Source organism: Rhizobium sullae, from assembly GCF_900169785.1.
Classification (GTDB): domain Bacteria; phylum Pseudomonadota; class Alphaproteobacteria; order Rhizobiales; family Rhizobiaceae; genus Rhizobium; species Rhizobium sullae.
In genome coordinates this window covers 1-22,367 of record NZ_FWER01000019.1, presented here as the reverse complement: position 1 = coordinate 22,367, position 22,367 = coordinate 1, and the positions used below count along the sequence as shown (strand labels likewise).

26 protein-coding genes and 2 pseudogenes are annotated in these 22,367 nt (G+C 58.9%); 14 read left to right on the top strand and 14 right to left on the bottom strand.

The window, feature by feature from the left end:
- Positions 1–53: 53 nt before the first annotated feature.
- A complete protein-coding gene (locus BN1800_RS41980; RefSeq protein WP_087000032.1) occupies positions 54–341 on the bottom strand; it encodes a hypothetical protein in 288 nt (95 codons plus the stop codon).
- A 180-nt stretch (positions 342–521) separates the two neighbouring features.
- Between BN1800_RS41980 and BN1800_RS18575 the strand changes: the two genes are divergently transcribed.
- Positions 522–782 (top strand): hypothetical protein, encoded by a 261-nt coding sequence (locus BN1800_RS18575; RefSeq protein ID WP_087000030.1) that lies wholly within the window; start codon positions 522–524, stop codon positions 780–782.
- Positions 783–867: 85 nt separating this feature from the next.
- Here BN1800_RS18575 and BN1800_RS18570 read toward each other — a convergent pair whose 3' ends face one another.
- Together BN1800_RS18570 and BN1800_RS18560 are read right to left on the bottom strand one after the other, a co-directional pair.
- Positions 868–1,179 carry a hypothetical protein gene (locus BN1800_RS18570; RefSeq protein WP_087000028.1) on the bottom strand — a complete coding sequence of 104 codons (312 nt, stop codon included), beginning with the start codon at positions 1,177–1,179 and terminating at the stop codon, positions 868–870.
- Positions 1,180–2,342: 1,163 nt separating this feature from the next.
- Entirely contained in the window at positions 2,343–2,873 is a 531-nt protein-coding gene (locus BN1800_RS18560) for a c-type cytochrome (protein WP_087000024.1), read from the bottom strand.
- A gap of 75 nt (positions 2,874–2,948) precedes the next feature.
- On the opposite strand from BN1800_RS18560, the gene BN1800_RS42485 reads away from it, so the two are divergent.
- A complete protein-coding gene (locus BN1800_RS42485) occupies positions 2,949–3,167 on the top strand; it encodes a DUF1515 family protein (protein ID WP_037141260.1) in 219 nt (72 codons plus the stop codon).
- 38 nt (positions 3,168–3,205) lie between these two features.
- On the opposite strand, the gene BN1800_RS18550 is transcribed toward BN1800_RS42485, so the two are convergent.
- Positions 3,206–3,448: a hypothetical protein gene (locus tag BN1800_RS18550; protein WP_087000022.1), complete on the bottom strand. Its 243-nt coding sequence runs from the start codon at positions 3,446–3,448 to the stop codon at positions 3,206–3,208.
- 338 nt (positions 3,449–3,786) lie between these two features.
- Between BN1800_RS18550 and BN1800_RS18545 the strand changes: the two genes are divergently transcribed.
- The gene (locus tag BN1800_RS18545; protein ID WP_087000020.1) at positions 3,787–3,945 is read left to right on the top strand and encodes an entericidin; all 159 of its coding nucleotides are present in this window, start codon (positions 3,787–3,789) and stop codon (positions 3,943–3,945) included.
- 50 nt (positions 3,946–3,995) lie between these two features.
- Here the strand turns inward: BN1800_RS18545 and BN1800_RS18540 are convergent, their stop codons facing one another.
- Positions 3,996–4,400: a hypothetical protein gene (locus BN1800_RS18540; protein ID WP_027508941.1), complete on the bottom strand. Its 405-nt coding sequence runs from the start codon at positions 4,398–4,400 to the stop codon at positions 3,996–3,998.
- A gap of 259 nt (positions 4,401–4,659) precedes the next feature.
- On the opposite strand from BN1800_RS18540, the gene BN1800_RS18535 reads away from it, so the two are divergent.
- Positions 4,660–4,848: a hypothetical protein gene (locus BN1800_RS18535; protein WP_087000018.1), complete on the top strand. Its 189-nt coding sequence runs from the start codon at positions 4,660–4,662 to the stop codon at positions 4,846–4,848.
- 6 nt (positions 4,849–4,854) lie between these two features.
- On the opposite strand, the gene BN1800_RS18530 is transcribed toward BN1800_RS18535, so the two are convergent.
- The 4 genes from BN1800_RS18530 to BN1800_RS18515 all read right to left on the bottom strand — a co-directional run bounded on the left by BN1800_RS18530 (position 4,855) and on the right by BN1800_RS18515 (position 6,875).
- Entirely contained in the window at positions 4,855–5,091 is a 237-nt protein-coding gene (locus BN1800_RS18530; protein WP_087000016.1) for a hypothetical protein, read from the bottom strand.
- 83 nt (positions 5,092–5,174) lie between these two features.
- A complete protein-coding gene (locus BN1800_RS18525; RefSeq protein WP_087000014.1) occupies positions 5,175–5,408 on the bottom strand; it encodes a hypothetical protein in 234 nt (77 codons plus the stop codon).
- 122 nt (positions 5,409–5,530) lie between these two features.
- Positions 5,531–6,505: a DMT family transporter gene (locus BN1800_RS18520; protein ID WP_087000012.1), complete on the bottom strand. Its 975-nt coding sequence runs from the start codon at positions 6,503–6,505 to the stop codon at positions 5,531–5,533.
- A 109-nt stretch (positions 6,506–6,614) separates the two neighbouring features.
- Positions 6,615–6,875 carry a hypothetical protein gene (locus tag BN1800_RS18515; RefSeq protein ID WP_027508945.1) on the bottom strand — a complete coding sequence of 87 codons (261 nt, stop codon included), beginning with the start codon at positions 6,873–6,875 and terminating at the stop codon, positions 6,615–6,617.
- Positions 6,876–7,116: 241 nt separating this feature from the next.
- On the opposite strand from BN1800_RS18515, the gene BN1800_RS18510 reads away from it, so the two are divergent.
- The 7 genes from BN1800_RS18510 to BN1800_RS18480 all read left to right on the top strand — a co-directional run bounded on the left by BN1800_RS18510 (position 7,117) and on the right by BN1800_RS18480 (position 15,999).
- Entirely contained in the window at positions 7,117–8,562 is a 1,446-nt protein-coding gene (locus tag BN1800_RS18510; protein ID WP_087000144.1) for an MFS transporter, read from the top strand.
- Between the two features lie 273 nt (positions 8,563–8,835).
- Entirely contained in the window at positions 8,836–9,891 is a 1,056-nt protein-coding gene (locus tag BN1800_RS18505; protein WP_087000142.1) for a sensor histidine kinase, read from the top strand.
- Positions 9,892–9,911: 20 nt separating this feature from the next.
- On the top strand, positions 9,912–10,463 hold the full coding sequence (locus BN1800_RS18500; protein WP_087000010.1) for a DUF924 family protein: 552 nt from the start codon (positions 9,912–9,914) through the stop codon (positions 10,461–10,463).
- An 88-nt stretch (positions 10,464–10,551) separates the two neighbouring features.
- Entirely contained in the window at positions 10,552–13,077 is a 2,526-nt protein-coding gene (locus BN1800_RS18495; protein WP_087000008.1) for a mechanosensitive ion channel family protein, read from the top strand.
- Positions 13,078–13,199: 122 nt separating this feature from the next.
- Positions 13,200–13,463 carry a hypothetical protein gene (locus BN1800_RS18490; RefSeq protein ID WP_027508950.1) on the top strand — a complete coding sequence of 88 codons (264 nt, stop codon included), beginning with the start codon at positions 13,200–13,202 and terminating at the stop codon, positions 13,461–13,463.
- 167 nt (positions 13,464–13,630) lie between these two features.
- Positions 13,631–14,461 carry a response regulator gene (locus tag BN1800_RS18485; protein WP_027508951.1) on the top strand — a complete coding sequence of 277 codons (831 nt, stop codon included), beginning with the start codon at positions 13,631–13,633 and terminating at the stop codon, positions 14,459–14,461.
- Positions 14,462–14,667: 206 nt separating this feature from the next.
- The gene (locus BN1800_RS18480) at positions 14,668–15,999 is read left to right on the top strand and encodes a diguanylate cyclase (protein WP_087000006.1); all 1,332 of its coding nucleotides are present in this window, start codon (positions 14,668–14,670) and stop codon (positions 15,997–15,999) included.
- A gap of 16 nt (positions 16,000–16,015) precedes the next feature.
- On the opposite strand, the gene BN1800_RS18475 is transcribed toward BN1800_RS18480, so the two are convergent.
- Both BN1800_RS18475 and BN1800_RS18465 read right to left on the bottom strand, forming a co-directional pair.
- Positions 16,016–17,035, bottom strand: a complete 1,020-nt coding sequence (locus BN1800_RS18475) for a GlxA family transcriptional regulator (protein ID WP_087000004.1) — start codon at positions 17,033–17,035, stop codon at positions 16,016–16,018.
- Between the two features lie 295 nt (positions 17,036–17,330).
- Positions 17,331–17,528: a hypothetical protein gene (locus BN1800_RS18465; RefSeq protein WP_087000000.1), complete on the bottom strand. Its 198-nt coding sequence runs from the start codon at positions 17,526–17,528 to the stop codon at positions 17,331–17,333.
- 521 nt (positions 17,529–18,049) lie between these two features.
- Between BN1800_RS18465 and BN1800_RS43935 the strand changes: the two genes are divergently transcribed.
- The 3 genes and pseudogenes from BN1800_RS43935 (at position 18,050) to BN1800_RS18455 (ending at position 20,389) form a co-directional block, all read left to right on the top strand.
- Positions 18,050–18,232, top strand: coding sequence for a hypothetical protein (locus tag BN1800_RS43935; protein ID WP_375714136.1), 183 nt, complete (start codon positions 18,050–18,052; stop codon positions 18,230–18,232).
- A pseudogene (locus BN1800_RS43930) lies at positions 18,198–18,356 on the top strand (IS21 family transposase); the annotation flags it as partial. The gene BN1800_RS43935 and the pseudogene BN1800_RS43930, both read left to right, overlap by 35 nt.
- A gap of 266 nt (positions 18,357–18,622) precedes the next feature.
- On the top strand, positions 18,623–20,389 hold the full coding sequence (locus BN1800_RS18455; protein WP_086999997.1) for an adenylate/guanylate cyclase domain-containing protein: 1,767 nt from the start codon (positions 18,623–18,625) through the stop codon (positions 20,387–20,389).
- A 503-nt stretch (positions 20,390–20,892) separates the two neighbouring features.
- Here BN1800_RS18455 and BN1800_RS18450 read toward each other — a convergent pair.
- From BN1800_RS18450 to BN1800_RS18440, 3 genes and pseudogenes are all read right to left on the bottom strand, one after another.
- Positions 20,893–21,354 (bottom strand): DUF411 domain-containing protein, encoded by a 462-nt coding sequence (locus BN1800_RS18450; protein WP_086999995.1) that lies wholly within the window; start codon positions 21,352–21,354, stop codon positions 20,893–20,895.
- 57 nt (positions 21,355–21,411) lie between these two features.
- Positions 21,412–21,696 carry a copper-binding protein gene (locus tag BN1800_RS18445; RefSeq protein ID WP_027512654.1) on the bottom strand — a complete coding sequence of 95 codons (285 nt, stop codon included), beginning with the start codon at positions 21,694–21,696 and terminating at the stop codon, positions 21,412–21,414.
- Positions 21,697–21,718: 22 nt separating this feature from the next.
- A pseudogene (locus BN1800_RS18440) lies at positions 21,719–22,274 on the bottom strand (cupredoxin domain-containing protein).
- Positions 22,275–22,367: the final 93 nt, after the last annotated feature.

Genomic DNA, 22,367 nt, shown 5'->3' with positions numbered 1-22,367 from the left:
CCCAGGTGCGGGATGAAGGTTTGAGGCTCTGCCCGGGTGAACTTCCTGACACATTACAGCCCTGGCTTCGGCTGTGGAGCCGACCCTGGGCTATTCGGACCGAGATCAACGCCCTGTGTACGTGGTGGTAGTCCCTGAGTGGCCTGTCTGGGGAGCCGCCATCTATCGCGCACCGGGATCCGGTTGAGCATGTCTGTTAGTTCTGCCGCGTTCTTCTCAGCCAGCTCGGTGAGCTGCTTGCATCCGATCATTGCGGGGTAGCCGGTGACGACATCGAAAACCGTCCAAGTGCCGTCGAGTTCTGCTCGGCGGTCGTATGGGGTGTAGATGTCGGAAGACATGATGTCCTGCCTCAGGCAACGGTATGGCGCCCTTACGCAACAGTGTCACGGTTAAACGCGAAGCAGGCCCATTTGTTCAGGCTCCGCAGCTCCCGATGTTCATTTTTGCTTCCTCATTCGAGGGCGGAAAAATCAACATCCATCCGCGCTGGCGGGTTCCGGCAAATAAGGAGAAGACGCATGAGCGTACAGGCAATGTTCTACGTGAAGGAAATCAATCACCGCGCCACCAGCCAGGCAGACCAGGTTAACGTCGAGATCAAGCTTGCTGCTGCCTTCGCCGGCTATCTGCAGGGCCTGCCGGAAGGCAATGGCGACTGGTCGAAGTATACGCCGCAGGGCGAGCTTTCCATGACCGCCACGAATCCGGCTGCCATTGAGCAGTTCGAGATGGGCGGCGTCTATCGCCTTACCTTTGAAAAGGCCGGTGACGAACGGTGAAGGAAACCACCTCGGGGGCCTTACAACACACGGCTTCCGGGGTGATGACAAAAGTCACCTATGTCTAAGCGCACCGAACGAGCGATCATTTCGCGGGGTCGGCTTTGACGTCAGAGTCAAATGTGGCTGAGTCCCAGTCGGCGATAAAATACTTCTCAACCGTAAGCTCACCCTTCTCAGCTCTGGCGGCCTTTGCTGCGGCGTTGAATGCTGCTTGTGCCGCGTCGCGATCTTGGAAGTCGCCGATCAGGGTGGTGTTGGGTAGCTTATACCATTTCTTTGCGGTAAGCGCCCATACCCAAGTCGACCATCCAAGTTTCTCCGCTTGAGCGATAAACGCGGCGTGCGGATCTCGATAGGTGTCGGCGATATCGTAAACTGCAATGTAGCGTGCCATAGCCGTTCCTTTGCTGGTTGCATGAGCAATTGATAATGAACGCCCATGAGTCGCAAGTGCAGTTCAACAACAGGATCGGCTTTGCACATTGTCGCCCCGGTTATTCGACTTCTCCACAAGCTGTGGGGCGGTTTGATCTAAAATAGATGGGGAATAAGATTGCGCTCGCCCGTTCGGAGCAGCCTTCATTCGAGGGTGAGAAGTGGGCAAGCCGGCTCTTTGCCTTCTATACGGTTCAGCGTGGGATTTGGCGGAATATGAAAGGCGCCGACCGTAAGGCCGACGCCCTGCGTCAGAGCAACACCTTCAAAATCGCCGCAATGCCGAAAAGACAAGGGCTAGATTGACCGTAATGTTGACACGGATCATGGTTCTCTTCCACATGGGTAAAGCCCTCGATCCCGTGCCCACGGAACCAAAAGGTTTCGTGTGACATGCCTGCCTCAGCCTTGCCGTCCGCTCAATGCGATCAGGCATCGGATCGAGTGGCAGCGCTGGCTGATGTGGATCGCGGAGACGGCGAGGGCGGCCACGAAGAGGCGGATCGTCCCGGGGTCGGGGAACTGAGGTGACTATGGCGGCGCTCCCTCTTCCGATAGTGGAGGGGGATTAGTAGCGGTGGAAGCCACAGATAGCTCGAAGGGGCGTATGGTAATGAACATAGATTTCGACGTCAGCCGGAGTCTATGTTCGATTGATGAGGGAGAGGGCAATTGAAATATTCCGACATCCTCATACCGCTCGCCATCATAAACCCTCTGTTGATTTTTTTATTTCCTTTCGGGCTACAGGCGATCGGCGATCAGTTCATTTATTTCGCTTTTCTCTCTCCAATTATCTCATTTTTAGTGTGGGACTTTCTCATCAGGCCCTTTTTTATAAAACAGTGACCTAAGCACTTGTTGAAATTCTTGTGGTGACCGGTGGTGTGGGGCAGTTCTGGAGGCATCGATTTAGTCCCTGCAATAGTATATCTCCCACCGCGGCCACCACCGCGTTTCCACGCCTGGTGACGCCGAGAAGCCATGACCACCCCATTCGTTGCAACCTTCGACGCAGCAGTAGCGCACGTACGGCGCGGCTGTCTGAATCGGTCTATCTTCCGCCAATGCACTCAAGGCTTGGGAACGCCACCGTCACCTTCGCGCGGCATCCGTTACCTCCTAGTTTGGCGCGGCGGCTGCGGTTTCACCCGGCGGCAAGATCCGGAACATAAAGGTTGAAACCTTCTCCCCTGGCTTGAAAGGACCAGGTACCTGGTGGCTAACCGGTTTCAGGTTTTGAAGGAATGCTGCAATCGATGTCACGTCGTCTTCGGTGAGCCGCGCGAATGCATGCCACGGCATGATTGGCGCCAGGGCGCGACCGTCGGGCCGTTGCCCGGTCTGAATCGCAGTCACGATCTGCTCCATGGTCCAGCTGCCGATGCCGGTCTCCTTATCAGGCGTTATGTTGCTGCCAACGAAAACGCCTTTCCCCGGGATTTCAAAACCGACATCCGAGCCGCCCAGAAATCGCGAGCTGTCCGGTTTTCCGAAGAAATATCCCGGTGTGTGGCAGTCGTTGCAGCCGCCGATCGTGACGAGATATTCGCCGCGCGCAATCTTCGTATCGTCGGCAGCCGGTGCCATGGACGGCTGCAGACCCAATGCAGAGACGGCTAAAAATGCGAACCGGGAGCTCCATCGAAACATCTTCCCCTCCGTGACTTAATTCACAACTGGAAACGAAGTGAATATCACGGCGAACCTGCTCTATATATTAGCCATTTGGAATTATCGATTGCGCCGAAGTGGTCCGCTATTTTAGGCAGCGTCACGGCCATTCAGGAGGATCTTCCGGAAATGCGAAAGGTCACCGATGATGTTCAGCGTTGGAAGCTGATGGGGATTGGAGCGCTTGCCGTCATCGGAAACGGCGATATGGCGATGGGCGTAAGCCTTGCCGATGCGCTTCGGCGGATTGAAGCAATCATTCTAGGACGCTAGCGCCATACAACGAAGGGCTACCTCGTCGCCACTAGCGTCTACTCGCCGAAAAGAGACTTGGGGTACTCGGGGGCGGGCGGCGCGCAAACCTCATCGAGCCGCGCCACAATGTCCTCCGGCAACCTTATGCCGGAGCTGACGAGGGCGATGGCCTGCGTTAGCGCGGCCTGGCCGTGTTCGCTTTTGACATCGACATGATTCCTGTCTGACCAACGCCCGACTGCAGACGTTACGAGTTCGATGTCATCATCGGTAAAGGAACACAATTCGAAACGAGACATGACAGCTCTCCTGTTTCAGGCAAGAGCAGATCGTCTCTCAATCGGCCCGGGCACCCGGTTGAATTATCGGGCCGATAAACAACAGTACGCTTAGCCGCCCCTTAAGGCAATCACGCCGTTCTCGTCAGCGATGACAGACCCCGGGCGCGCACGCCAGAGTTTTACGGCGACCCGTTTTTCAGGCATCCACTTGTCATACGGATCTTCTCACGCTCGTAATTGACCAAGGCAGAGACCGCGCAGCCGGCAGAAGCCGTCACGCGCTTCCAGTACGGTATTGATTTTATTGCGCGGCGTAACATGTTCAGGACGTTGTCAATTCCTATTGGGGGAAATCGATGCCGAAATCCGCGTTCGTTTTTGCCTGCCTCTCGGCGCTGCTGCTTTCGTCTTGCGGAAATACGGCCTGGGGCCTGAAGCGTGACGGCCAGGAAGCGAGCCGCGCGATGGACGACGCGTCGCATCGCGTGCTGTCTGCTGGCTCGAAAAAGAGATAGGCCTGGGCGAGGGGCGGTGGCCGTCCCTCGCTTGCCTATCGGCATTGATCTTACCGAAGCGGCGCGGCTGAAGGCGTGATTGCCGGTTCCTTGGGTGAGAAGATAATGAAGGCGAAAAGCAACGCGCCGGCGAAGATGATCAGCGACGAAACGGCCACGACCGGCTCCATGGCCGCGTTCCCCCGCAGCATCAGGTAGAGCGCAGGGACCAACACCGTCAGGCCCGCCGTGTAGATGTAATACTGGATCAGCGCGATACGGCGTTCGGCCTTTTTCGGGTTCAGCGCGTGATACCCTCCAAAGATCGCCATGCTGACCCAGCCCAAGAGATTACAGTGGGCGTGGGCGCCGATAACAGAATGATCATGGGAAATGGCCATGTTCAAACCGATGGCTATCCCGACAATGAAGAAGACGACTGCGGTCTTGAAGTAGAGTTCTGCTAAGCGTGGCATGAGATTCCCCCTATTTTTTGCCAAAGCGAGGATACCACTTCTTTGCAATGACGAGAATGCCGGAAACGAAAGTAACTCTGTTGCAATCGCAAGAAATGACTTCGATCGATTCTTGCGGTGCCGTGCTCTGCGTCGGGTTACCGGGCGTCCGCAGATTCAATCTTCCGCCTGTCGAGTATGGTTAATTTTTAACTATCTCGCGCGTATGAAGGAACGGAAGCGCGCCGTCAGCCGTTAAGGCGGCGAACTGGAGGAGCCCATGATCTTTAAAATCGTTACCGCCAAATCCGAAGTCGAAACCGATGACACCGGAACCTATCCCGACGGCATTTTCGAATCGAACCGCATCGATTTCAGCGCCCGCCGTATTGAGCGCGATCGTTCCTCGCACGAGCGCGATTATGGTCCGGGCCGCAAGGTCGCAGAAGTTCCGCTGGGTCTCGCCTGAGCCGTTTCAGGCGGTCTTCTCTGTCAGTGCGCGGAACGGAAACTTGCGGCTGCATTCGCAGCGAATGATATAGGTTTCCTGAAAGTTCGAGCTTTTTTGCTCGAAGAAGCCTTTTGGCAGCTGATCGACACGAAATGCGGGATGCTTGCGCGAATGGTGGTCGTCCTCCGAGGCCTCGGCAAAACCGGTATTGCCGCATTGGGGGCAGGTCAGCTTCTTCGAAAAACGGTCTCGCGCGGCCATCGGCTTCCTTTCGTTGTCGTCGCGTCATACAGCCGAAAGACCGCGCATGAAAGTCGGAATGCTGTCGACCGGCATTCACTCCATCAGGGTGCCGGCGCTTCGACCTGCGGCGGGGGTTTGGTAGATCCGGTCGTAGCCTGATCAGGGCCGGGTGAAATGGCTATGCTGCCGATGACGATGACAACGGCGATCGCTCCGGCAATCCCGAAGGTCCAGATCAGCCAGCTCCGGCGCTCCTCTGCCAGCAGGCGCTTTTCTTCTTCCAAAGGTGATAGCGGGGTGGACGGCTCGCCACGGCCGTTGTTTTTATCAATCATGAAACTCCCTCTTTTGTCAGGAACAAGCGCCTCTCCGGATTGTTCCCGTGCCGACGGAGCGAAAAAACTGTTCCGGCTTTCGAATAGCAGCGAGCGAGGGCCGGACTATGACGATCGCGGGCCTATTCCGCAATTCGACGTTCCACGCCCTCGAAGCCGGCTTCCGCAAGCTCTGCCGTTGCAGAAACGGGAGCCTGATTGTCCACCGAGACGACAGCGGCCGGAAGCGGCGTGCCGCGCTTGCGCTCGCGGGCAAGGGTCAGCAGGCCCGAGCAGATGATCAGCACGATGCCGGCGGCCATCGGGAGATCGATCGTGTCATCGAAGATGAGATAGCCGAAGGCGATTGCCCAGATCATCTGGCTGTACTGTGGCGGTGCGACAAGGTTTGCGGGCGCGAATCGGGCCGCCGTCATGAGAAGCACATTGCCGATCGCCCCGAGAATGCCATAGCTCGCCATGAAGAGCCACTCGCGCGGCGTGGGAGTAGCAATGTCGGAAAGCATCAGCAGGCCGGCGACGGTCAGTGTTCCGATGAGCCCGGCGCCATAAAGCGAAATACGCTTTTCGGCCGGTCCCATCGCCCGCAGGATGACGATGGAGATGGCCGCGCTCAAGCCGCCGATGGCGGCGGCTAGATGGCCAATAGACAATTCGCGAAAGCCCGGCCTCAACACGATCAGCACGCCGATGAAGCCGACGATTACGGCCGTCCAGCGCTGCCAGCGTACATCCTCCTTGAGGAAGATGACCGAGAGGATCGTCACGAAGGAGGGCAGCAGGAAGAGGAGACAGAAAGCCTCCGCCATCGGCAGCTTCGTGAAGGTGATGATCGAGGCGATCGCGCCGATCGCTCCACAGACGAAGCGAAGCGCCCAAAGGGTGCGGTTCGACGTCCTGGCAACATCGAGCCAGGAATCGTCCCGCGCTTTGACGACCGGCAGGACAACCAGCCCGAAGACGGCGCCGATGAAGCCAACCTGATAGGCAGGGATCGCGCCGTGAAGGATCTTGATGGAGGCATCGCTGAAAGCGAAGACGGCGTAGGCCGCGAATGCGAGGAGGACACCGCGGACCGGCGAATGAATGGGGGACATGTTCTCGAATCGAACTTGAGGAGGTTATCCCCGAATACGAAAAAATCCCTACGGAGAGCAGATGCGGTTGCGAATAGCTGCCATGCGAATGGGCAACCCATCGGGCTGTCTACATCCGTTCGCTACGAAGCTCTGCGCCATATTCACGGTAGATGCTGAGGCAATCCGTGTAGCTTAGCGAACCGTGCTCACCGTAGATGATATGCACGTTCGACGCATCGGTTGCCGCCTCCTCGGAGACGAAGAGAATTGCCTCGCCAAGCGACTTGCCGGTGATTGGTATGTCGGTTCCGTCTTCCCGCGTTATTCCCTTGACTATGGCTGCAATCCTGCGGTGGCTGAAAACAGCGCGTCGGTCTTCCGGCGTCATCGAAATGCCCTCGATCGAAATTCCGGTGGCGAAAACTGCCGCCGATCATCGTAAAACGCTTGTGAAGCCAATTTGTGCCGTTGATGCGCACCGGATCGCGCGGGAAACCGGAAATTGCAAGCGGCTTGGACCTTTTAACTTTTCCCGGCGGCGCAAGGGGCGTATTCAGGGTACCGACTCCTGCCTGCCCGGTTCCCAGCGGCGATATGAATCTCCTCCTGCAATGCGCAACGGCATATCGATGACGACAGTACAGACGAGTGAAAAAGCGGGCGAAGCGCCAAGCGGAGGCCAGGCGAAGATCGTGGCGCTGGTCGTTGCCGTATCGTTCTTCATGCAGATTCTCGACGGCACGATCGTCGCGACATCGCTGCCGCAGATGGCGGCGAGCTTTGGCGTGCAGCCGGTCTCGATGAGCATCGGCATCACCGTCTACATGCTGACGATGTCGGCTTTCATCCCGCTTTCCGGCTGGCTCGGCGACCGTTTTGGCGCACGGCGGGTGTTTCTGGCGTCGATTGGGGTCTTTACCGGCGCTTCGCTTTTCTGCGGACTTTCCGGCAGCCTTGCGGAATTCATCGCCGCGCGTGCGATCCAGGGTGCGGGAAGCGCGCTGATGACGCCGGTCGGACGCATCATCGTCCTGAAGAGCGCGCCGAAATCCGAGCTGGTGAATGCGATCGCGCTTATCACCTGGCCGGCGCTGACGGCACCGGTTATCGGGCCGGTGCTCGGCGGCTTCATCACGACCTATGCAAGCTGGCACTGGAATTTCTTGATCAATATTCCGATCGGCCTTCTCGGCATGGCGCTCGTGCTGCGCTTCGTACCGGAGCAGCGCGAGGAGAACCTGGGTCGTCTCGACATGCTGGGCTTTATTCTAAGCGGCGCCGGCATGACATTCGTGCTTGCCGCGCTCGAACTCTCCGTGAAGTGGGAGGGCAGCCTGCTTCCCGTCTTTGCAATGCTTGCCGCAGGCATCGTGCTTTCCGTCATGGCCGCCCGGCATTTCCTGAAGGTGGAAAATCCGCTACTCGATCTCTCGGCCTTCAAAGTCCAGACCTTTGCGATGTCGACGCTCTCGGCGGGCACGGCCTGCCGGGTCGCGATCAACGCCACGCCTTTTTTGCTGCCGCTGCTGTTCCAGCTAGGTTTCGGCTTGAGCTCGATTGCCGCCGGCACATATCTGCTCGTCTATTTTCTCGGTAACCTCGGCATGAAAGCGGTGACGACGCCGCTGCTTGCCCGGTTCGGATTCCGCAATGTTCTTTGCGTGAACGGGCTGATCGCGGCTTTGTGCATCATGGCGTGCGGCTTTTTCACGCCGGTTACGCCGCTGGCGGTAATCTACGCGATCCTGCTTGCGGCCGGTCTTTCGCGCTCGATGGAATTCACCGCCCTGAACACGCTTGCCTTCGCCGATATCAGCCCGGCGCAGCGCAGCTCCGCCTCGACATTGTCCAGCATGCTCCAGCAGGCCGCCATGCTGCTCGGCGTTGCTGTTGCGGCGGCGCTGCTCAATGTCTCAACCGCGCTTCGTTCAGCGCCGGAGCCTGCGCTTGTCGATTTCCGCTGGGCCTTTCTGGCGGTCGGCCTTATGGGCATCATATCGTCCTTGCGCTTTTTCAGTCTGCCTGCAGATGCCGGCGCGGAAGTCTCCAAGCACAAGCGCTTCCAAAAAAAGTGAAGGCGATGGAACCATTTCGATCCGGCTGCGTTGAGTTTCGGGTTTGCGCATCTTTCAGCGTTCGTAGCGTATTTTCGTCCCGCAATGTCTTCAGCGGGCAGGGTCATATTGCCGGCATGATTTCAGATACGAACTTCCTTCGATTGAAGGCTTGCAGGGGGACGGAGGCTTTGCCGCCGTTTACGCGCAATGGCCGATGCACTACGACATTCGAATGCAGACGATCCGGCCGCCGGACAGTTGCGTGGCAACTTGGCCGAGTCCGGAGGCCAAATGCGTGAACATGCTAACAGTGCGGAGCCCGAAATCCGCATCCTCGCCATCGATAATGACGAGACGTTTGCAATGCGGATGCAAGAGAATCTTGCCCGCCATGGTTTCGAGGTGGAATGGGCGCGAGACGGTGCCACTGCGTTGAGGCGTATCGCTGAAGGCGATATCGATGCGGTCGTGCTAGACCATGTCCTGAGAGCGGGAAGCGGACTCGATATCCTGCCGCAATTGATCGCCTTGCCGGATCACCCCCCGGTGATCTATGCGACCGTTTCCGGCGATAACGGCATTGCCGTGGCTGCGTTGAAGGCCGGCGCCGGCGGCCATGTTCTCAAGAGCAACTCCCCCGACTATTTCGATCTGCTGGCGGCGACGCTGGAGCAAGCGCTGGAGCGCGCGCGCTTCCGGCGCGAGACGGCTGATGCGCAGGAGGTGATCCGCCAGCAACGGGACCGCGCCGAGATGTTGCTCGCCGAGGTCAATCATCGTATCGCGAACAGTCTCGGCCTTGTCGGTGCGCTGATCCGCATGCAGTCGTCGATGACAACGGACCGGGTGGCGATCGACGCGCTGCATGAAACGCAGATGCGCATCAATGCCATAGCGAGCGTTCACCGGCGCCTTTACACCAACCGCCAGATCGGCACGGTTCAAGTCGACGAATATCTCGAGAACCTTCTGAACGAGCTCGAGGCTTCCATCCGCGACGACAAGCGGCCGCACCGCGTCGTGCTGGCCGCACAGCCCGTCAATCTGCCGACGGATAAGGTGGTCACGCTCGGCCTTGTCGTCAGCGAACTTGTCACCAACGCCTTCAAATACGCCTATAGCGAAGGCGTGCAGGGCGAGGTCAGGGTCATCGTTGAACAGGTGGGCGAGCAGTTGCGTCTCGCCGTGGAGGACGACGGTGCCGGCTTCGACCATTCCGGCCCCGCGAAGGGGACCGGCCTCGGCACGAAGATATTGACCGCGATGGCGGCAAGCCTCAAAGCGGAGCTGACCTATGACCCGGCGCATCACGGCACGCGGGCCATACTGGTCTTTTCCGTCGACTGATCGGCGCAGGGGAGGAAGCGGTGGCCAAGATATGCACGCCGGAGGAGGTTTATTCCTTCTGGTTTGAGGAATGCAGCCGTGAGCAGTGGTTCGAGACGTCGCTGTCACTCGATGAGGAAATTCGGGACCGTTTCCGGGATACGCACCTGGCGCTGGCGGGCGGCGTGATCGGCGCCTGGCATGCAAGCCCTGAGAACCGGCTCGCCGCGGTCGTTGTGCTCGATCAGTTTCCGCGGAATATCTACCGGAATACGCCGCTTGCGTTTGCGACGGACGGATTGGCGCTTCGCGAGGCGAAATTGGCGATCGATGCCGGTGCCGACCGGCTCGTTGGCGAGGAATGCCGGACGTTCTTCTACCTGCCTTTCGAGCATGCTGAGGATATGGCGGAGCAGGAGCGGTCGGTGATGCTATTTCAGGCGCTCGGCGATGCCGAGTATCTCGATTATGCCATCCGCCATCGGGACGTGATCGCTGCCTACGGCCGGTTTCCGCACCGCAACGCCATCATCGGAAGAGACTCGACCGTCGATGAACTGGAATATCTCGCCCGGCCCGACGCCGGTTTCTGAGCGGCGAAAGCAACTTCCGCCTTTCTGTCGCCTTTCTTTGCGATAAGAAGCAGGCCTCATTGATGAAGCGAATCCTTGCGGGGACATTTTGCGGCTGACAATCATTCTGCTCCGGACGTTTCTTTACCTGATGCTTGCGGTATCGGCTGCCAGCCTGCATGGCGGCTTTGCCGCTGCGCAGGAGCAACCGCAGGCGCAGGCGGAGGCGCCGGCTCCCCTTGCGGATTCGGGGCTCGATCAAGCGGTCAAGGATATCGAAAAGGCCAAGGCGAAGCTCACATCGCTTCAGGACAGCGTAAAGCAGAGCGCCGACAACGACGACGCCCTGGTTGGCCTGTCCACGCAGGTGGATGAACTGGGACGCCACATACTCGCGACCTCCGTCAAACTCCGACCCCGTTTCGACCAGATCAAGCACCGTCTCACCGAACTCGGCGACCCGCCGAAGGAAGGGCAGCCGCCGGAAGCGCAGATCGTCACCGACGAGCGAAACGCGCTGACGGCCGAACGTGCGCAGATCAATGCCGTCACCGGCGATGCGGAAAACCTCTCGGTGGCCGTCAACCAGCTGATGAACGAAGTTGCCGAGACCCGCCGGCGGCTTTTTGCTGAAACTTTGCTGAGGCGCACCGAGGTTTCGATATCCGTGTTCGACGATGCGGCCAACGCCTTTGTCGCGGAGGTTGGCGAGTTCCGGGAGGCGCTGTCGAGCTGGCTGAGCTTCGTATGGAAGTTCAAGCGTTTCCCGATGTTCGCCGCGATCTTCATGTCGCTCGCGACAGGCCTGGTCATGCTTTCAGGTGGCTACCGGATGTTCGGCCGCTACCTGACGCGGGACGATGGCATCGAGAATCCCTCCTATATCAGCCGGCTCTCGATTGCCTTCTGGTCGACGCTGATCCGCACCTTTGCGCTTGCCGCAGTGCTGGTGACCTCATATATTTTCCTCAACAGTTTCAATGTGCTGAGGCCGGACATCGCGCCGGTCATCGGCGCGCTTTTCGCGGCAATCGGACTTATCTATTTCGTCGGGCGCTTCAGCAATGCGGTCTTTGCTCCGGGCGAGCCGCAATGGCGCCTCGTACGTCTTTCGAACCGCGGCGCGCAATCGATTGGCGCATGCCTGCTGGCGATGGCGATCGTCAATGCGCTCGACTATCTGTTCGGCAGCATCAGCGAAGCGATGGGCTCGCCACTGGTTCTGACTGTCGTCAGAAGCTTTATTGCGGCGCTGATCATCGGCCTCATCCTGATTGCGGCCTCCTTTGGTCGTCCAATGCTGGCACGCGACGGCGATCCCGATGCACCGGGCCGCCACTGGCCGCGCGGCATGGCCATCGTCCTGCGCCTTCTCGGCATCGGCCTCATCGTCACGGCACTGACCGGCTATGTCGGTCTTGCACGCTTCGTCGCCACGCAGCTCATCATCACCGGCGCGATCGTCGTGACGACCTATATCGGACTGCTCTCGGGCAAGGCGATTTCCAAGCAGGAGAGTTTCGGCGACACCTTCATCGGTCGCTTCCTAAGGAACCGCTTCGACATGGGGCCGGTGGCGATCGACCAGGTCGGTCTCGCAGTAGGCCTTGCGATCTATGCCGTCGCGCTCTTGACCGGCATTCCGCTGATCCTGCTGCTCTGGGGCTTCCATATCCAGGATCTTCAGCTGATCGCCTACCGTCTTTTTACGGAGGTCCGCCTCGGCGGCATCAACATTTCGCTGCTCGGCATCTTTACCGGTATCCTGCTTTTCGCTGGCGGCTATTTCCTGACCCGCTGGGTTCAGCGTTGGCTCGACACCAACGTCATGGCGCGAAGCCATGTCGACCTGGGCGTGCGCAATTCCGTGAAGACCGGCATCGGCTATCTGGGTGTTGCCGTCGCAGCGATCTTCGGCGTCTCGGCGGCAGGCATCGATCTTTCGAACCTTGCGCTTGTCGCTTCGGCGCTTTCGGTCGGTATCGGTTTTGGCCTGCAGAACATCGTCTCGAACTTCGTGTCGGGTCTGATCCTGCTCGTGGAACGGCCCTTCAAGGTCGGCGACCACGTGGTATCGGGAACGGCTGAAGGCATCGTGACACGTATCTCTGTGCGTGCGACGGAGATAGAGACTTTCCGCAAGCAGTCGATCATCGTGCCGAACTCCGAACTCATCAATGCTGCCGTTGGCAACTGGACGCATCGCAACAAGGTCGGCCGTTCGGAGATCCCGGTTTCCGTCAGCTACGACGCCGATCCGCAGAAGGTCATGGATATCCTGCTGGAACTGGTCAACGAGGCGCCGTTCGTGCTGCGCAATCCGGAGCCGCATGTCGAGTTCCTGCGTTTCGGCGTCTATTCGCTGGATTTCGAACTGCGCTTCATGCTGGCGGACATGGGCGAGGGCATGAAGGTGCGTAACAACCTGCGTGTCGCCATCCTCAAGCGCTTCAAGGAGGAAGGAATCGAAATCCCATTGCCGCAGAGCGATGTCATTTTTCACCGCGACGACGTCGTTGCTCCGGCGCCAGAACCTTCCGCGATAACAGTAGACGAACAGCCTGATGACGATACCGACGACGGAGCGGTGCGCCATTTGCGCGGCAAGACGGCCGATGGCAATCGCAAACTCTAAGGATTTTATTCAGGGATCGTTCAGAGGCTTTCGCTTATAACGCCTGGGCAATCGGGATTTCGCTGCTGGGGGCAGCAGCGCCGAGACGCTCCAGGGGAGGGCGCATCGCTGCGCCGCACTGAATGGCAAGATTTGCCACGGTTCTGTTTCTTTCGCTTTTCGCCGCCGGGGGCGCATATGCGGCGACAATCACCAACACCGATCCCGCACCAGTCATCGTTATCGTCACCGAAGGCGGCAAACGCGTCGAGGTCGTCGTCGATGCTGGTGTGTCGGAGACGCTTTGCGCCACAGGCTGCTTCATGACGACGCCGGACGGCGACCGCATCGGCCTTGGCGGCGGCGAGACCATCGAGATCGTCAAAGGCTCGGCGGTCTTCAAGTAGGCACACGCCGCACAGCACTTCGCGCATAGTCTCTTAAGCATAAATCGACGAATCGCAGCCCGCCTCGCGGACTGACTTGGTTTCACGCTATGTCGATTAATACTTACTCAAATCAATTCATGTATCGGTTTCGACCGGGGACAGAATTTTCCACTAAAAGGTTTGCTATGTCATTTTTAGGCATTTCGGGAATGCAGTATTCCGGAGAGATGTTTGCTCGTGCGCGTATTATTCTCGCGGAAGATTCCAATGTCTTTACGTCGATGATCAGCAAGCGGTTAAAAGAGCTTTTCGATATCGACGTCGAGATCTGCCGCAATTTCGATGACCTGCAGCTCGCCTACGACAAGTCTTCCGAGCCGATCATGCTGGCGATATCGAACATCAATCTGCCCGGCGCCGAAAAGGGCGAGGCGCTGGAATATCTGGTCGATCTCAGCATTCCGACCATCGTCTTCACCGGCACCTTCCATGAGGGCCTGCGCGACGAACTGATGTCGAAGGATATCGTCGACTACATCCTCAAGGATAACATCTTCGCAGTCGATCTGCTCGCGGAAGCGATCTGCCGCTTCCTCACCAATAAGCGCCATCACGTGCTGATCGTCGACGACAGCGCCACGGCGCGCGCTCTGCTCTCCAGCCGCCTGAAGCGCTATAACTTCCGCGTCAGCGTTGCCGAGAGCGGCGCCAAGGCGCTCGAGATCCTGAGGGCCAATCGCGACATCGGCCTGATGGTCACCGATTACAATATGCCCGATATCGACGGCTTCGAGCTGACGCGGCGCATCCGCGCCAATATCGGCTCGCATCAGCTGCGCATCATCGGCGTTTCGTCCTCGTCCAATCGGCTGCTTTCGGCGCGCTTCCTCAAGGCGGGCGGCAACGATTTCATGCTGCGTCCGTTCATAGACGAGGAGTTCTACTGCCGCGTCAACCAGAACCTCGACACGCTTCTCCAGATCCAGACGATGAAGAGGGAGCGGGCCGTTGCCTGATTCGGAGGTCGAACACGGCGAAAGGAGGGCTCCCGGATGATCCAGGGCGCCTTGGCAGTTGTTACGACATTTCGAATTTTTACAATTGCAGGTTACTGCGCGACCGTGCTGCACCTTCAACCTTCACGGACTCTCGACTATCGTCGGCACCGCTGCAAGGAAGGCCGATTCGGGTCATCCGTGCACTGGGGAGGGTAGGCGGCTGCATGGCGTTTCAGGCGGATTTCAATCGGGATGGCTCAGGTCCGCGCTTCGGCGGCCAGAAAATACTTCTGATTGAAGATTCGCGGATGTTTTCCGCAGTGCTCTGCCACCGGTTCCAGACCGAACTCGGTCTCAACGTCAAATCATGTTCTTCGCTGAAGGCACTGCAGGACGCGCTGGCGCAAGATGGTCAGGGCTACACCATGGCGGTCGTCGACCTGAATTTGCCGGATTCGCCCTATGGCGAGGCGCTCGACTGCACGATCGAGCACAACATCCCCGCGATCGTCTTCACCGCGACCTTCGATATCGCGACGCGCAACCGGATATTGGAGCGCAACGTCATCGATTATGTCCTGAAGGACAATGAATTCGCGCTCGACAATCTGGTCGCGACCGTTCGGCGGGCGATACTGAATCGCAAGATGCGCGTCCTCGTCGCCGATGACGTTCCGTCCGCGCGCCAGGTGCTCGTCGATCTGCTGAAGGCGCAGCAATATATGGTCGTCGAGGCGACGTCGGGGCTGGAGGCGCTTGCTGCGCTTGAGGCCTACGGCGATATCGAGCTCGTGGTGACGGACCACCATATGCCGGATATGACCGGCTATGAGTTAACGCGCCGCATCCGCCATCGCTTCGGTTCCGACCGGATGCGGGTCATCGGCATCTCGTCTTCCAATGACCGTTTGCTGTCTGCGAGCTTCCTGAAGGCCGGGGCCAGCGATTTCGTCTACAGGCCGTTCGTGGCCGAGGAGCTTCAGTGCCGCATTGCCAACAATGTCGAGACGCTGACGCAGATGAAGCAGCTGCGGGCGGCAGCGGCGTGCGACTACCTGACGGGTCTCCACAACCGCCGCTATTTCTACGATTACGGGCCTAAGGTCGTGAACGAGTGCCTGAGGCAGAAATCGCTGAGTTCGGTCGCCATCCTCGATATCGATCATTTCAAGCGGCTAAACGACACCTATGGCCACGAGATCGGCGACGAGGTGCTGAAGGCGGTTGCCAATCGGCTTGCCGTCATCTTCGAGGGCAGCGACAACCTGCTCTCACGCCTCGGTGGCGAGGAGTTCGCCATCCTTTTCCCGATGATGGATTCCGCTGCGGCAACGAAGCTCTGCGACGAAGTCCGCTCGGATATTTCACGGCTGAAGGTGGCTGCCGACGATGAGGAACTGTCGGTCACCATCTCGATCGGCGTTGCTGAAATCTCGGGATACGAGACCTTCGAAAATTATCTCAACGCCGCAGACCAGTTTCTCTATATGGCCAAGCACAAGGGCCGCAATCAGGTCTATTCCGACGCCAAGATGACGGAAGAAGCGGCGCAGTAAAACGCCGCCATCTTCGTTACGCTGCGATCGCCTGGCGGGCCGTTGCAATGGTCAGCTTGCGCTCTGCGCGCTCCTGCTGCGGCGAACGGTTGTAGAGTTCGCGATAACACTTCGAGAAATGCGACGCGGAGACGAAGCCGCAAGCGACCGCGACTTCGACGACCGGCATCGAAGACTGCACCAGCAGGTGGCGGGCGCGGTCAAGCCTGATCTCCAGATAGTAGCGGGCAGGGGACCGGCCCATTTCCTGACGAAAAAGCCGCTCGATCTGGCGGCGGGACAGGCCGGCGCCGTCGGCGATCTCAAGCAGCGACAGAGGTTCGGCGAGATTGCCTTCCATCAGTTCGATGATCGACAGGACCTTGGCGTTCTGGACGCCGAGGCGGGCGCGCAGCGGCAGGCGCTGACGGTCGTGCGGGCTGCGGACGCGATCTGTCAGGTGCTGCTCGCAAACCCGGTTGACGAGCGCCTCGCCGAAATCCTGTCCGATCAGGTTCAGCATCATGTCGAGCGAAGCGGTGCCGCCGGCGCAGGTGTAGAGATTGCTGTCCACTTCGTAGAGGTCGGCATAGACCTCCGCCTGCGGGAAGGCTTCGGAAAAGCCCGGCAGGTTTTCCCAGTGGATCGCGCAGCGCTTGCCGTTCAGGAGCCCTGCCTGAGCAAGCACATGCGCGCCCGTACAGAGGCTTCCGACGGCAACGCCGCGGTTGTAGGATTCGCGAAGCCAGGCATTGACGGACTTGTTGTTGAAATCCTCGACATCAATGCCCGAACAGACGAGCACCATGCTTGGCCGGTTCTCGCCGCTGAGATGCCGGCGCTCTTCAGCGAGGGAGGAATTCGCCTCGACGCCGATGCCGCAGGAGGAATAAACTTTGTTGCCGTCGACCGAGGTCAGCCGCCAGGTGTAAGCCTGGTAGCCGAGCATGCGGTTGGCGATGCGCAGCGTGTCGATCGCCGCCGAAAAGGGCAGCATGGTGAACTGGGGAACCATGAAGAACACGAGAGAACGCTTCTTGGTCAGCATCTTGTTCATGAGAAAAATCCATGCTCGAGGGCGATTGCCTATTCGTTGCGTGGAATGCGCCGTTCCGATGTCTCAAAAGCGACATTCGCATGGAAAAATGCGGCCGTGAAGAGCTATTTTGCGACATTGACGAATTAGACCATTGTCAAATGACGAAGCCAGCCTGCAAAAGTTGCGCCAACGGCTTACTTGCGAAATATATGCGTCTGAAATTCAAGATTTAATTTTTGTAGGCTGAAACGATGAAGGCGGCGCTGCCGGTGGGCTGGGCGCCGCCTTCAAGCGGGGAGGTATGTCGCATTCATTACATTACCTTGCGTTCATCCGCGTCGTCTGCAGACGGCCAGCCAATATCTTTGCGGATGTCGAAAGGCATGGATTCGATTTCCCGCGCGTTCTGCCACTGGTGCCAGGAATGTACGAGCCTGCGGGCAAGGCTTGCTACATCAAAATGTGCGTCGGAGGATGAACTCTTGCCATCCCGGTAACCGATCGTAGTCATCGCCGTTTCCTTTCTCACGCGGTTTGCGCTTGGTGCTTAATATGCTCCTCGGTCATTCATCAAACAAACGAATAGATTTTATGGATACGATCAGATTTATTGAACGTCTTTAGTACGGTCAGCATGTCGCTTCGGCAGTGATGAACCACTTGTCGCAGACTGAAAAACGTGACGCAGAGGCCAAACGATACTGATGCAACCCAGTGAAATATTGACGCAGGTGAGTCGGTTCTTTTGGGCAGGCCACAATAAAACAACCGTCCAAGTTCCGCGTCGGGTCAGGGCTACCGCAAGGCCTAGTTTGAGAATACGACGAACAGATCGTTGGCTAACATGAAAAATCCTGACTGCAGATTCCGAGGCAATCCGCCCTCGCATTCCGAAATGATGCCGCCCCCCCAATTCCGAGAATTAACCGCGCCCTTGTTCCGAAATCATTCCGCCCCTGATTGGGCTGTTTGTCGGGGTGTTCTGCTGGCGAGACGTTCGTCCTTTCGATTGCGCTGAGAGGAAAGAACGCGATGCCAGCGGAGAGACTCAAGATGCGGCGTGTCCGCGAGATTTTAAGATACCGATTTAAGGACTGTCTTGGCCACAAGTCGATTGCGGTGCGCGTTGGTGCGGCGCCGTCGACGGTGCGTGAGACGCTGCGCCGTGCGGAGATTGCCGGGCTTTCGCGGGGCTGCAGCATTGCTTGTGCCTGACAATGCCAAGGTCGCCGTGATCAAGGCTTGCCTCTTTGATCTGCAGGTCAATCGCAGCTATGCCGGGATGGCGGCTCACTACGGGAGCGCTGTTCTTCCGACGCGACCGAGAAAGCCTCGTGACGCGAATGAACTGACAACAATTAATGCCAGCAGAACCGCAGCCTCAAGGGGACGAGATCATCCCGGAATCCGGGGGCGCAATCATCTCGGAACAGAGGGGCGGCTTCATCGGAATCAGCAATCCTGACGCAAAGATTCGAAGTTCTTGAACTACTCAAACAGGAAGGACGGCCTGTGGATTTTGACGTTGGTCAGATGTAAAGTCGCGCAATTGAATGCGCGCACATCCACCCAACGATATTGTACGCCGCAGGAGCGGTCACCGCTGTGGATCGAAAGCTTGCAGCCATCCTTTCCACCGATGTGGCCGGCTTCAGCCGCCTCACGGCGATTGACGAGGAGAGCACGGTTCGTGCACTTAACTTGTGCCATGGTCGGATCGCCGAGTTAGTGCGCGAGCATGGCGGTCGTATCTTCGGCAGCGCAGGCGACGGCCTTGTCGCGGAGTTCCCAAGTGCAGTTCAGGCGGTCCGGTGCGCGGTTGAAATCCAGCGTCGCGTTCTCAGCCTCACGGAAGACCTCCCACTGGATCGCCGTTTGGAATTTCGCATCGGCGTCAATCTGGGTGACGTGGTTGTGTCAGGTGACGATCTGCTAGGCGATGGCGTCAACATCGCGGCGCGCTTGCAGGAGATGGCGGCCCCATCAGGCATCTGCATATCCGGGTCGGTACGCGAACATCTCGACGGCAAGGTGCCGTTCACGCTGACCAGCCTTGGCGATCGGGCCTTGAAGAACATCCCCAGGCCAATTTCTGCCTTTCGGGTCGACTGGCGGCAAGAGACGCCCGAGGGCCGTGACGCGGGGTCAGGGCCATCGCTTGCGACCCGCTTTGGCAGGGACCAGCCGTCGATCGTGATCATGCCCTTCGACAACCTCAGCGGTCAGAGCGATGGGTACTTTGTGGACGGCGTCGTGGAGGAAATCACCGCCGCCGTCTCCCGTGTTCGCGATTTCTTTGTGATCGCCCGCCAGTCCGCGTTCACGTACAAGGGACGTTTCGTCGACGTGCGTGACGTTGGCAGGGAACTTGGAGTCACTTACGTGGTCGAAGGGACCGTTCGCCGGGGAGGGGATCGGCTGCGCATCTCTGTACAACTGGTCGACGCCGAGATGCGGACCCAGCTTTGGTCCGAGCGTTATGAGGGCGCGACCCACGACATCTTTGAGTTTCAGGACAGGATCGCGGCGCAGGTCGCGGGCGCAATCCATCCAGCCATCCGCAGCGCGGAAATCGAGCTGTCGAAGCGTAAGCCGCCTAGCAGTCTGCGCGCCTATGACCTCGTCATGCGTGCCTACCCACACCTCTGGGGTCACAACAAAGATGCTGTCAGGCGGGCGATACCGCTACTTGAGGATGCCATCGCGATCGACTCTGCTTACGGCCGAGCCCATGCATTTCTCGCATGGTGCCATGCGCAGAACCTCGGCTATATCTGGACCGAAGAGCCGGAGCGGGACTTGGAACGCGCCCTTAGGGCCACCGAGGCTGCGGCGCGCTCCATCGACGATGATCCGGCTGCCCTGACAGCCGTAGGTGGAGCGTTGAGCCACTGCGGCGATCAGGAGCGTGCTTCGGCTTACCTTGAAAGAGCGCTGGCGCTCGATCCGAACAATGCCTGGGCATGGGCGAGGTTTGGATGGGTTGCAAGCTACAAGGGCGAGCCTGATCGCGCTAAGGAGCGGTTCGAGCGGGCGATGACGCTCAGTCCGGCGGACCCGCTTGCCTTCAACATGAGAATGGGCTTCGCTCTCGCATTAGCTCTGGCAGGCTCCCTTTCAGAGGCAGTCTCCATCGCCCGGGAGGTAGTCAACAAACATCCAGAGGTCACCTGGCCTTATCGGATGATGACTGCGTGGTCGTCAATGGCAGGCGACCAGGACACCGCTCGATGGGCCGCGAAGAAACTGTTGGCAGCCGAACCGGACTTTACGATCCAGCGCTATCTGACTCGGCCCGTGTTTCGAGCCGTACCGAAATGGGCCGATCAAATGGCCGAGGGCTTGCGGAAGGCAGGACTGCCCGAACATTGACTGCAGTTAAACGCAATTATGCAGCAACTGCCACCAGATGCCAGTTCTGTGAAATCTGAGGGCGATGTCTCGGATCATCTTTGCCCATGACAGAAGAATTGCAGGGCGGCGATCAGTACGAGCTTTGCAATAGCCCGAGACTTGTCCGCCGCCGAGGTCGCCTTTCAGGCCCATGCACGAACCCGCTTCGCGGGAGGGAGCTCGCGGTGGGGCTGGTTTGATTATCTGAGGTTCTAGGCAGGTAGAGGGCAAAGAGTGCGATCATAGGCAAGATTGATAGCTTGCGAAAAGGGGACTGCCTTACAGTGCTCTATCGGGACGGAGGAAGACACGAGGCGAGGTGCGCTGCGTTTCGCCCGCCATGGTGCGGATCAATTCCGCCGACTATGCAGTCGACGTTTCGGCGCAGCCGGGAGCCGACTGGAAGCACGATCTTTGGGCAGCGCTCTGCACCGCGCCAGTTTCCTGAGCGGCAGTACTGCACGGCTTGATCGATCGCGGCGTCAGCCCTTGCGGGGACGGATCTCCATGAACACGTATGGTGCGCCGGTCTCCGACGGGATCGCATAAACGTCATAGGATGCCTCCGGGTCGTCGCCCATTCCCAACGAGCCAGACGGCATGCCCGGCACGGCCAGTCCTCGAACGGGTGGCCGCTCCCGCAACAGGCGCTGGACGGCCTCGAGCGGCACGTGTCCCTCAAGGTAGTATTCCTCGATGACGGCGGTGTGGCATCCCTCCAATTCGGCGGGCACGTGCAGTCGCGCCTTGACAGCGGCAAGGTCGCCGGTGTCGCGGGCGTCGACGGAAAATCCTGCCGCCGCCATCGCCTTCGACCATTCATGGCAGCAGCCGCAGTTCGGATCCTTATAGACGGTCATCTCGGCCGGGACAGTGGCCTGGGCCCTTCCCCCAAGGAACACTAGGGCGGATGCCGCCATCGCGATGAAGCTTCTCCTGTGCATCGTCTCCACTCCTCGATGTCCCGCCGCCCGGATGCCTCCGGGCGGCGGGAGGCTGGTTTACTTTACCTCGGTGACGGTCAGCTTGCCATTCACGCGTTCGGCAACGAACTCGATGTTCGAACCTTCCTTGAGCCTTTCGAGCAGAGCCGGGTCTTCGACGCGGAAGACCATCGTCATCGCAGGCATGTCGAGGCTCTTCAGGTCCTCATGCTTGATGGTGACCTTGTTGGCCTTGGTGTCGACCTTGTTGACGACGCCCTTGGTGAATTCCTGGGCGAACGCACCGAAGGCTGCGCTGGCCGAAAGCAGGGCGGCGAGGCCGAGTTTCATTGCGGTTTTCATGCTTGTGTCTCCTTGGTTTCGATTATTTCCCGGCGACGGTGACGTCGCCATGCATGCCAGCCTCGTAGTGGCCGGGGATCAGGCAGGCGAACTTGAACTGCCCGTCGGTGGTGAACTTCCAGACGATCTCGCCGGATTGGCCGGCCGGAAGTCGGATCGAATTCGGATCGTCGTGTTCCATCTCCGGGAACTTCTCCATGACCGCCTTGTGCTCAAGGATCTTGTCTTCCTGATCGAGCACGAACTCGTGGTCGACCGTCCCGGCATTCTTGATCGCGATCTTGACCGTCTGCCCCTTGCGGACGTTGAAGACGGCGGGGGTGAATAGCATCTTGCCGTCGTCGGTTTCCTTCATCGTGACGCGGATCGTCTGCGTGGCCTTGGCTTTATCGCCAGGTTCGCCGATGGCCATTTTTTCAGCGTGGCCGCCGGCATGATTGCCGGCAGCCNGTGGCCTTGGCTTTATCGCCAGGTTCGCCGATGGCCATTTTTTCAGCGTGGCCGCCGGCATGATTGCCGGCAGCCAGGGCTGGGGTTGCGAAGGCGGCCAGCGCCAGTGCCAATACAAAGTTCTTCATGGGTAAATCCTTTTCTTGATGTGGAAGATGGAGCCTCAGCCGTTTGTCGGCTTCGGGGTGATGTGCGTCTTCGCGTCCTTGGCCTTGGTCGCC

Coding starts and splice junctions, on each gene's coding strand:
- BN1800_RS41980 (WP_087000032.1), bottom strand. CDS start 341: ATGTCTTCCGACATCTACACCCCATACGACCGCCGAGCAGAACTCGAC.
- BN1800_RS18575 (WP_087000030.1), top strand. CDS start 522: ATGAGCGTACAGGCAATGTTCTACGTGAAGGAAATCAATCACCGCGCC.
- BN1800_RS18570 (WP_087000028.1), bottom strand. CDS start 1,179: ATGGCACGCTACATTGCAGTTTACGATATCGCCGACACCTATCGAGAT.
- BN1800_RS18560 (WP_087000024.1), bottom strand. CDS start 2,873: ATGTTTCGATGGAGCTCCCGGTTCGCATTTTTAGCCGTCTCTGCATTG.
- BN1800_RS18550 (WP_087000022.1), bottom strand. CDS start 3,448: ATGTCTCGTTTCGAATTGTGTTCCTTTACCGATGATGACATCGAACTC.
- BN1800_RS18545 (WP_087000020.1), top strand. CDS start 3,787: ATGCCGAAATCCGCGTTCGTTTTTGCCTGCCTCTCGGCGCTGCTGCTT.
- BN1800_RS18540 (WP_027508941.1), bottom strand. CDS start 4,400: ATGCCACGCTTAGCAGAACTCTACTTCAAGACCGCAGTCGTCTTCTTC.
- BN1800_RS18535 (WP_087000018.1), top strand. CDS start 4,660: ATGATCTTTAAAATCGTTACCGCCAAATCCGAAGTCGAAACCGATGAC.
- BN1800_RS18530 (WP_087000016.1), bottom strand. CDS start 5,091: ATGGCCGCGCGAGACCGTTTTTCGAAGAAGCTGACCTGCCCCCAATGC.
- BN1800_RS18525 (WP_087000014.1), bottom strand. CDS start 5,408: ATGATTGATAAAAACAACGGCCGTGGCGAGCCGTCCACCCCGCTATCA.
- BN1800_RS18520 (WP_087000012.1), bottom strand. CDS start 6,505: ATGTCCCCCATTCATTCGCCGGTCCGCGGTGTCCTCCTCGCATTCGCG.
- BN1800_RS18515 (WP_027508945.1), bottom strand. CDS start 6,875: ATGACGCCGGAAGACCGACGCGCTGTTTTCAGCCACCGCAGGATTGCA.
- BN1800_RS18510 (WP_087000144.1), top strand. CDS start 7,117: ATGACGACAGTACAGACGAGTGAAAAAGCGGGCGAAGCGCCAAGCGGA.
- BN1800_RS18505 (WP_087000142.1), top strand. CDS start 8,836: ATGCGTGAACATGCTAACAGTGCGGAGCCCGAAATCCGCATCCTCGCC.
- BN1800_RS18490 (WP_027508950.1), top strand. CDS start 13,200: ATGGCAAGATTTGCCACGGTTCTGTTTCTTTCGCTTTTCGCCGCCGGG.
- BN1800_RS18485 (WP_027508951.1), top strand. CDS start 13,631: ATGTCATTTTTAGGCATTTCGGGAATGCAGTATTCCGGAGAGATGTTT.
- BN1800_RS18480 (WP_087000006.1), top strand. CDS start 14,668: ATGGCGTTTCAGGCGGATTTCAATCGGGATGGCTCAGGTCCGCGCTTC.
- BN1800_RS18475 (WP_087000004.1), bottom strand. CDS start 17,035: ATGAACAAGATGCTGACCAAGAAGCGTTCTCTCGTGTTCTTCATGGTT.
- BN1800_RS18465 (WP_087000000.1), bottom strand. CDS start 17,528: ATGACTACGATCGGTTACCGGGATGGCAAGAGTTCATCCTCCGACGCA.
- BN1800_RS43935 (WP_375714136.1), top strand. CDS start 18,050: ATGCCAGCGGAGAGACTCAAGATGCGGCGTGTCCGCGAGATTTTAAGA.
- BN1800_RS18450 (WP_086999995.1), bottom strand. CDS start 21,354: ATGCACAGGAGAAGCTTCATCGCGATGGCGGCATCCGCCCTAGTGTTC.
- BN1800_RS18445 (WP_027512654.1), bottom strand. CDS start 21,696: ATGAAAACCGCAATGAAACTCGGCCTCGCCGCCCTGCTTTCGGCCAGC.